The sequence below is a fragment of the Moorena sp. genome, assembly GCF_982860115.1.
In genome coordinates this window covers 24368-30966 of record NZ_CEYLVT010000069.1, presented here as the reverse complement: position 1 = coordinate 30966, position 6599 = coordinate 24368, and the positions used below count along the sequence as shown (strand labels likewise).

Annotated in this window: 5 protein-coding genes; 2 read left to right on the top strand and 3 right to left on the bottom strand. The window is 44.3% G+C overall.

From position 1 onward, the window contains the following. Nucleotides 1-397 precede the first annotated feature (397 nt). From AC4II3_RS13960 to AC4II3_RS13950, 3 genes are all read right to left on the bottom strand, one after another. Nucleotides 398-1825 (bottom strand): ABC transporter substrate-binding protein, encoded by a 1428-nt coding sequence (locus tag AC4II3_RS13960; protein WP_488006813.1) that lies wholly within the window; start codon nt 1823-1825, stop codon nt 398-400. 60 nt (nt 1826-1885) lie between these two features. Continuing rightward, the gene (locus tag AC4II3_RS13955; protein WP_488006811.1) at nt 1886-3310 is read right to left on the bottom strand and encodes a protein kinase domain-containing protein; all 1425 of its coding nucleotides are present in this window, start codon (nt 3308-3310) and stop codon (nt 1886-1888) included. Between the two features lie 473 nt (nt 3311-3783). Then, entirely contained in the window at nt 3784-4782 is a 999-nt protein-coding gene (locus AC4II3_RS13950; protein ID WP_488006810.1) for a LysR substrate-binding domain-containing protein, read from the bottom strand. A 118-nt stretch (nt 4783-4900) separates the two neighbouring features. Between AC4II3_RS13950 and AC4II3_RS13945 the strand changes: the two genes are divergently transcribed. Both AC4II3_RS13945 and trxA read left to right on the top strand, forming a co-directional pair. Then, nucleotides 4901-5617, top strand: coding sequence for an NnrU family protein (locus AC4II3_RS13945; protein WP_488006808.1), 717 nt, complete (start codon nt 4901-4903; stop codon nt 5615-5617). 86 nt (nt 5618-5703) lie between these two features. Next, on the top strand, nt 5704-6135 hold the full coding sequence (trxA, locus tag AC4II3_RS13940; RefSeq protein ID WP_488006806.1) for a thioredoxin: 432 nt from the start codon (nt 5704-5706) through the stop codon (nt 6133-6135). The last annotated feature ends 464 nt before the right edge of the window (nt 6136-6599 follow it).

Here is a 6599-nt window from a genome sequence, read left to right as displayed (position 1 = left end):
TCAATACAACTCAATACAACTCAATACAACTCAATACAACTCAATACAACTCAATACAACTCAATGCAACTAGTTAACAAAAGCCCTTGTTGGATACTCCTGGTTAGTAAATAACTTATGGAAATAACTTATGGAAATAACTTATGGTACAAGATTTGACCACTGATTAGGTGACAAAATGGCAAAAATATTTATCAGTCCTGATTTCTTGGTTCTGATTCCTTAATCCTTAGTTGTTAGTCAACTCGACTGTTGCCATTGCTGAATAGGGTTTGGGTACTCAAATCGAGTTAGGTCAGTTACCGATTACCTATTACTGATTACCTATTACTGATTACCTATTACCCTCAATCATTCCAGAATTGGGCAACGCTCTTATTTCTATGTTGCCCCGTTTCTACTTGCTAGGAATCGGCACAAAGTCATAACCAAAGCTGGAACGATTACCTGGTTCAATCTTGACAAGCTGGACAGTCTGGTTGCGATCGCCTGATGGTAAAAACCGAATTTTGCTGGATACTCCTTGGGGCTGAAACCCTGATCCGGATAGGGCGTTTTGCACACCGGAACGGCTTGGCTGCTGTTTTAGGGCTGCGATTAAAGCTTGAGTAGCATCGTAAGTCAAGGCAGTGCGCCAGTTCACATCTGCACCCCATAATTTAGTGGCGGCTTGGGGAAAGGGGGAATTTGGAGCGCCCAAAATATGCCAGGGGACTGCCAACACCATACGACGCGCATCCTTACCACCGATTTGCAAGGTCTTGGGTTTGTAAAGACTATCCCCTGCTAGCATCGGTAAACGCCCATCATTGACCTGCACTACTAGTAAGGCTTGGTTAAGGGTGGCGGAATTGGGTGCTAATATCAACACTTCTGCACCATTGTCGATCGCCTGTTTGACATCAACACCAGCATTAAAGTTAGGTTTAGCAAAGTCAAACTCTGCCACTACCTCGCCACCATCAGCAAACAGGGCAGTGGTAAATGCATCAGCAAGAGATTGGCTGTAGTTGCTCCGGGAATTAAAAAAGACAGCTGCTTTGCGTACATTTAATTGATTGAGCATGTAGCGAGATAGGGCGCTACCAAAAAAGCGATCGCTAGGGATAGTCCGAAAGACATAATTACCCAGTCTTGAAATAGTTACTGAGGTACTAGTCGGAGAAATCACCACCAACTGATTCTCTTGATAAACCTCTGCGGCTGCTAGGGTGACCTCACTGCTAAAATGACCAATAACGCCCAAAACATCTGGATTATCCACAAAAGCTTTTGCTATTTTTTTAGCAACCTTGGTATCATTGTCATCATTAGCAATCAGCACCTTCAATGGTATATTATTAATGCCACCCCTAGCATTGATTTCCTGTTGGGCTTGGGCAACACCCCGTAACATTTCTTTGGCTGCATTTACCTCTACACCAATAGGTATTGAGATGGCAATTGTATAAGACTTAGATGTACCGATCCGAGCATTATTGAGGTAAATCAAAGCTTCTGGATCATTTTTCTTAGCTTTAAGGGATGCCTCCAATAAAGAAGCCGCTTTACCATAATTCCCAGAAGCAAATGCTTTGACTGCTGCCTTTTTTGCTGGTGTTACCTCTGTTGATATTAAGGTCCTATCTCCGGCACTAAGGTGCTCTGCTATGATTATCTGAGGCTTAATGTTTGTAGTTTTTGGGGTTACCTTAGCCTTAGGTTCATCTAGCTCAGTAAATGGCAGTGTGATGATCTGACTTTTCTGAAGCCACCATAACCCTCCCAACACCATAGCTACCGTAATCACCATCGATAGCAAAAGAACACTCGTTTCGTTTTTCATCGGACATAAGTTCCGTTGTCAGTTACCCGCCATCATTCCATTAATCAGCAACGCCCTGCCCTATAGTCTTCGAGATAACAGTTGATAAACCAGGCGGAAAAGTGCCGTCACAGCGATCGCTGCTGCTGCAGCTAGAACTGATATTATGATAACTAACTGGATTGGCTGCTTGACTCGCAGCACCGGGAAAAGTATCAACAGTCCCAAGCTGATGCCTCCAATAATCACTAGGTCAATTTTTTCAATAAACCTGCGATATTGAGCATAAATTAGCCCTCCCAAACTCATTCCCCATAAAAGCATACCCAGTGGGTTGGAGGAGACCAGCGTAGCAAAAGCAGTTGCCGCAAGGAATAATAAAGCTCCCTCAAATCCAGTAAACGCAGCTGCCCCTAGTACCTCAAGTAGAGAAAAGTTTGATTTGACCGATTTGGATAGGGATGAGTGGTATTGTGGTTGCCTGGTTTGGGGCCCGGAGGGTGGAGATACTGGTAAAACTGATCCATGAGGGGGTTTAGGGTAAGTCTTATCAATGTTTAAACTATTTATGGTATCAAGAACCTCCTGAGCAGACTGAAAGCGTTGATGGGGCATTGGCATAAGTAGTCGATTGAAAATACTCTCAAGTTCATTGCTGATTTGGATATAACTTCTCCAGTTCCATTCATGGGTAACAGGTTCGTAGAGTTCATTGGGTTCTCTGGCAGTCATCAAAACCATCACAGTCACTGCCAGAGCATACAAATCCGTTGACGGGTAAATTTGAGAACCGGTCATTTGCTCCGGTGGTGCAAATCCGATGGAATAAATACCAGTAGACCTCGCCGCTGTTGATCCTGGGTTTACCTGTTGCTTAACTGCACCAAAGTCTAATAGATACAGAAGCCCATTGCGATCGCGCATAATATTGGAAGGCTTGATATCGCGATGAATGGAGCCATTGTCATGGACAAATTGGAGGACTTTGAGAATTTCTGTTAACACTTCTATGGCTTTGGCTTCAGAGAATGCTCCTAAGCTGTTGAGTTCTTCCTCCAAGTTTTGTCCATCAATATATTCTTGTACCAGATAGAAAAACTGGTCTTCTTTACCCGGTTTCAGACTCGGCACCGTTAACGGAAAGTAGGCATACAAATCGGGGATTTGGGGGTGACGCCTGCCCAATTTCTCTAAAACCGTTGCCTCCCGCTCAAACAATCTGTGGGCAGTTTGTAGTTCCCTCTGGCTAATTCTCCCAGACGGTTGGAACTGCTTAACGACACATTGACGCAAGGTAGGGGTATAGCGATCGCGTGCTAGAAATGCCGCTCCAAATCCTCCTTTGCGCAGCAGTTGGGAGGGAATGTAGCGACTTGCTACAATCAGGGGCATACCACAGCTATTACAGTACCTTTGCTCGGTGGTGGTTAGAGTGGTTCGGTTATCTAGATCATCAAAGTAATTATGGGGATTTGGGCAGCCAGGACGGGTGCAGAAAATTTCCATGTTTTAGAGGATCACTACGAAAGACAAGGCGCTACCAGGCATCTACTTTACTCTACTAGAGTCTATTTATCTCCCTCAATCAAGGGTTAGGCATTTGTACATTAGTTCTATAGTTTAAATCTATATTTCTATCCAAATGCTAATGTTCATTCCTTGCTACCGCTTCGCGCTTCGCTCAGGTATCAGAGGTTGGACGTCAGCTGACAAGCTCTAGCAAGTCGCTGGTTGTTGTGTTTATTTTAGTCGTTAGCTAATATTAAACACACGCCATTTTGAAGAAGCCCCTGGAATTTTCTGCATTACTGATCAGATCTTCTCCTGGGCAGCGGGATAAATCCCGTCACTTGTTTTCAGCCTTGTCTTGATGCAATAGCGAGTGGGGGTCCCCCCCAAGACCGCACCGGTAGTCGCTCATGGGGGGGACCCCCTTTGGCGGCGCTACCTCGCTGCATCGCTTTCAACCCCCGGCTTATCTAGTGGGGGCTATCCACTTCTAGATTTTTAGGATTAGTTACCATCCCTGATAGTGCCAAGGATTGCCCGTGCGATGCTACTGAGCCAAACAAGGGCAAAATCTGCCTACAGAAGGCTTCTGTTGCTTTGGAAAGGTAACGATTGGGGTTAATCACCAAAGACAATACCCGTTTAACCACTACTCCCTCTATTTTTGCCCTGTGTAGCACCCCCATTTGTAATTCTTTTTCAATAGCTGTAATCGATACAAACGCAGCTCCTAGTCCTGACTGTACTGCATTCTTAATCGCTTCAATGGAGTTAAGTTCCATCTCCACCTTAAACCGTTTAGCATCAATGCCACTGCGACCTAATACCTGGTCAATTACCTTACGGATGGTGGATTGGGAGTCCAAGGCAATAAACTGTAACTTATACAGGTCCTCTTTTTGGATCTTCTCCAAATTAGCCATGGCATGAAATGCGGGCAAGATTAGTACTAGCTCATCTTCAGCATAAGGACTAATAGTCAAGGTTTCCTGAAGTTCTGGGGGAACTTCACCACCAATAATGGCTAAATCCACTAGTCCATTGGCTACACCCCAGGAAGTGCGGCGAGTGGAGTGAACCTGTAATTGTACTGTCACCTCAGGATAGCGTTGTCGGAACATGCCAAGCATCCGAGGTAGTAGATAGGTTCCGGTAGTTTGAGATGCACCAATAATTAAGGTCCCACCTTGGAGACTTTGTAAGTCGTCAATGGCTCGGCAGGTTTCCTGGCATAGAGCTAGAATTTTTTCCCCATAGTCCAACAGCAGGTGTCCAGCTTCGGTCAGTTGGGCACGGCGTCCACCCCTGTCAAATAACGGCACCTCTAACTGTCGCTCTAAATTTTGCACTTGCAGGCTGATAGCAGGTTGGCTTACGTATAAACTATCAGCAGCACGCTTGAAACTTCCCTCAGTAGCGATCGCTTTGAGTATACGGAGTTGATCGAGAGAAAAAGGTAGGTCAGACATAGGGCTAAACCATCAACAGAAAGGAGCGAGCTGAAATCGACACTAACATAACCAGGACTCAAATTATTGCTCTTTTTTGCTATAATAGAGCGTTATTTCCCATCTATCACCCTTGCCTATGGTATTTCCAAATTGGCTGAGTGTCAGCCACTTTGTCATGTTTGGGTTGCTATTGACTTTTGCGATCGCTCATAGTGGTTTAGCCGCCCTACGTTCCTGGGGTGAACAAAGAATTGGTCCAAGGCTTTATCGTATTGTCTTTGCTTTAGTGAGTCTTCCGCTAGCAGTTGTATTAATTATTTACTTTTTGAACCATCGGTATGATGGTCTACAGTTGTGGATCCTTCAGGACATGCCAGGCATGAAATCATTAGTATGGGTGCTTTCAGGGATTTCGTTCTTGTTTCTTTATCCAGCTACGTTTAATTTATTGGAAATTGCTGCAATTCAAAAGCCCCAAGTCCATCTATATGAGTCTGGTATTATGCGGGTCACCAGGCATCCCCAAATGGTAGGACAAGTAATATGGTGTATTGCCCATACCCTATGGATTGGTAGCACCTTTACCCTATTGACCTCCGTGGGATTAATTCTCCACCATTTTTTCGCTGTGTGGCATGGAGACCGCCGGTTGTTGGCACGGCATGGAGAAGGCTTTTGTGCACTCAAAGCTCGCACTTCCGTAATCCCTTTTTTGGCAATTATCCAGGGACGTCAATTCCTGAAATGGCAAGAATTTGTTCGTCCGGCATACTTAGGAGTCATCGGTTTTACTGGGCTGTTGTGGTGGGTACATCCCCTCATGATTACAGCTATAGCCCAAGTAAATTGGTAATTAGGACATTTCTGTTGCTCAGATGATCCCGATTCGATGTAGCATGATCCCAAACAAATGTAAAAACCCTTATATTTCAAAAAATCATGGTATTGTCTGTTGATGAACGGACGTTTTCAAAAACAGTTTTAGACTCTTCCACGCCAGTTATCGTTGATTTCTGGGCTCCCTGGTGTGGAGTGTGCCGGTTTGTTCACCCCATACTTGAGGAATTCCAAGCTCAAGGAAGCAATTATGTCAAGGTTGTCAGAGTAAACGCCGATAACAATCTCAAGCTTGCCAATACCTATCGCCTCAAGACCCTACCGACATTGCTGTTCTTTGAACAAGGTCAGTTGGTCTCACGAATAGAAGGTTTCCAAGGTCGGGGTGAGCTGCTCAGGGAAATTGCCAGGGTGATCAAACCACACTGCCAAGACCCAGGTTTGACCAAAGAGTTGGATAAAATGCAGCGCGAAGGGTTGAAAGCTTTTTCGGTCAATATCCCATCAAGAGAAATTCTAGGTCTTAGGTCTTAGGTCTTAGGTCTTAGGTGCAAGAGGGGAATGGTACACAAGGAAAGCTGTTGACACCCGACCTGCTTTACCCGGCGCTAGCGAACTGGGTCAGAACACCCTTAGCCATTCAACCTAAAAGTCTAGAACCTTAACTGAATCTAATTAGCGAGCCTTAACCTAATTAGCCGTTGAATTGGTCATCGGTAACCAGGTTGTGGCTTTACTTTTTCCCATGACCAATTACCGATTACCAATTACTAATTGGTTTCTGACTCTTGTGCCTGAGCTGTACCTGTGAATTTATAAACGCTTAATTATACCACTTTAATGCCTGGTAATGGGCAATTGATCCGTAACGATAAGATAAATTTTTGTTAACTAAATTTTTTTTATTATTTTCATCAACTATTCCGATTATCTAATGATAGTGACCCATTTTGATGAGATTTTTTGTGATAAAGCTTACTAAAAAAGTTAAGATTTGT

Coding starts and splice junctions, on each gene's coding strand:
- AC4II3_RS13945 (WP_488006808.1), top strand. CDS start 4,901: ATGGTATTTCCAAATTGGCTGAGTGTCAGCCACTTTGTCATGTTTGGG.
- AC4II3_RS13960 (WP_488006813.1), bottom strand. CDS start 1,825: ATGAAAAACGAAACGAGTGTTCTTTTGCTATCGATGGTGATTACGGTA.
- AC4II3_RS13955 (WP_488006811.1), bottom strand. CDS start 3,310: ATGGAAATTTTCTGCACCCGTCCTGGCTGCCCAAATCCCCATAATTAC.
- AC4II3_RS13950 (WP_488006810.1), bottom strand. CDS start 4,782: ATGTCTGACCTACCTTTTTCTCTCGATCAACTCCGTATACTCAAAGCG.
- trxA (WP_488006806.1), top strand. CDS start 5,704: ATGGTATTGTCTGTTGATGAACGGACGTTTTCAAAAACAGTTTTAGAC.